Raw genomic sequence first — 1966 nt, 5'->3', positions numbered from 1 at the left:
TGGCCGGGACGAGATGGCCGGGACGAGATGGCCGGGGGAAGATGAGCGGGACATCCGCCCCTCGGGATGTGCCGCGCTCGGCACCGGCGGTGAGCAAGCGCCTGACTCTGCGGAACGTCGCGCTGGACTCCGTCGCGCTGGGACTCCCCGGATGGCGCGCGGCACTTGTTGCCTTCCCTGAATGTCCCGTTCAACTCAACGGTTAGAGCGGGACATTCTGCAAAGACATGCGTTGCTGAATGTCCCGCTCAACTCAACGGTTAGAGCGGGACATTCTGCAGAGACCTGCGTTGCCCAGGCCTGGCTCGATCACCGCAGCACTTTGTCGGTCCCTCGTGCCACCGTGGGCGCATGGAACATGCCGGGGAAGTTGACGCAACCGTGCCGCTCATGGAGCTTCTCGCCACCTCGCCTCAGATCCTCGGGCACGACGGACTGAACTACGTGAGCGAGATCCACAGAATTGCCGAGCATGCGGGGCTCAGGGTTCCGTCGCCGCCGACTCTTGAGCAGCTCGTCGCCCTTAGCCGGGCTGGTCACATTGATGCGGGCGGTCCCGACGCCGGTGGCGACCTCTGGTGCCCACTGCCCGGTCAGTCCGACGTCGATCCCGTGCGCCAGCTCAGGGAGCGGCTTCGAAGAGCGATCCTTGACGAGGGCGGTCGCGAAGCCTGCGAGCGTCTCACCGAAGCAGCAGAAGCGTACTCGCTCCATCCGGCATTGGGGACCGGGGGCAGTTCCTCAGTTCGCACCAGCCGCCAGGACGTGGCTGCCCGGCTCGCGTCCCGCCTCGTGCCGGCGGCCATGGGCGTGGTTTCGCGTGGGCTGCTCTCGCGTGTCCGCTTCTGTGCGGATCCCTGGTGCCGCAGCCCCTTTGTGGACCGCACGCGGAATCGGAGCGCCGCCTGCTGTTCCCCGCGATGCGCTGGGAGGCTTCGGAAGCGGCGCCTCCGCGGCGGCGAGGTCATGGTTGGGGTGCCTGTCGGGGGGCGTAGTAACGGCCCAGCGTCTCCTCTTTGAAGTCCCAGAAGGTGCCGTCCTCGATGGCGGCGCGCGCGTCGTCGACCATTCGCACCACGAAGCGCTCGTTGTGAATGGAAATGAGGGTGTGGGAGAGCATCTCCTTGGCCTTGAAGAGGTGGCGGATGTACGCCCGCGAGTAGTTCTGGCACGTGTAGCAATCGCAGCCGTCCTGGAGCGGCCCCCAGTCCTTGCGGTACTTGGCGCCGGAGAGGTTGAATCGGCCGTCGGCGGTGTAGAAAGCAGAGTTGCGGGCGACGCGGGTGGGGGACACGCAGTCGAACGTGTCGGCCCCAGCCTCGATGGCCGCGAAGATGTCGTCGGGCTCTGAGATGCCGAGAAGATGGCGCGGTTTGTCTTCGGGCAGTTCTTCAGAGCACCACGCCACGATCGTCCCGAGGTTCTCCTTCTCGAGCGCACCGCCGATTCCGAAGCCGTCGAACGGCATGGCCCCGAGATCTCGGCACGCCTTCCGCCGCAGATCCTCGTACTGTGCACCTTGAATCACGCCGAACAGGGCCTGATACGGGCGGTGGCTCCGCTCGTCGGTGAGACGGAAGTGCTCCGCGACGCATCGCTCGGCCCACCGCCGCGTCCGCTCGAGGGATTCCTCCTGATAGGCCCGGGAATTCTGGAGCGTGGTGAGCTCATCGAACGCGAACATGATGTCCGCCCCGATCTGATGCTGGACATTCATCGAGATCTCAGGGGAAAAGCGATGCCGATCGCCGTTGAGATGGCTCGTGAACCAGACGCCGTCCTCATCGATGTGGGCCAAACGTTCCTTGCCAGGCGCGACGGCGGTGTCCCTTCCTGGATCGTCGGGGCCTGAGGCGTCCACGGCCGACATGTCGATGACCTTCTTGAAGCCCGAGCCCAGGCTCATGACCTGGAAGCCGCCCGAATCCGTGAACGTCGGCCCGTGCCAGTTCATGAACTTCCCGAG

The 1966-nt window shown here is 65.5% G+C and carries 2 protein-coding genes; one reads left to right on the top strand and one right to left on the bottom strand.

The window, feature by feature from the left end; genetic code table 11:
- The first annotated feature begins 351 nt into the window (after nt 1-351).
- Complete coding sequence (locus tag V7053_RS19110) at nt 352-1020, top strand: ABATE domain-containing protein (protein ID WP_443022671.1); 669 nt, start codon at nt 352-354, stop codon at nt 1018-1020.
- On the opposite strand, the gene tgt is transcribed toward V7053_RS19110, so the two are convergent.
- A partial coding sequence (gene tgt / locus V7053_RS18935) for a tRNA guanosine(34) transglycosylase Tgt (protein WP_334173793.1) occupies nt 965-1966 on the bottom strand: 1002 nt, incomplete at its 5' end. The two genes, V7053_RS19110 and tgt, sit on opposite strands and share 56 nt — an antisense overlap.

It is taken from the genome of Sinomonas sp., from assembly GCF_036848755.1.
GTDB lineage: Bacteria > Actinomycetota > Actinomycetes > Actinomycetales > Micrococcaceae > Sinomonas.
Note: the sequence above shows the minus strand (reverse complement) of the source record. Positions and strands in the feature narration are given on the sequence as shown.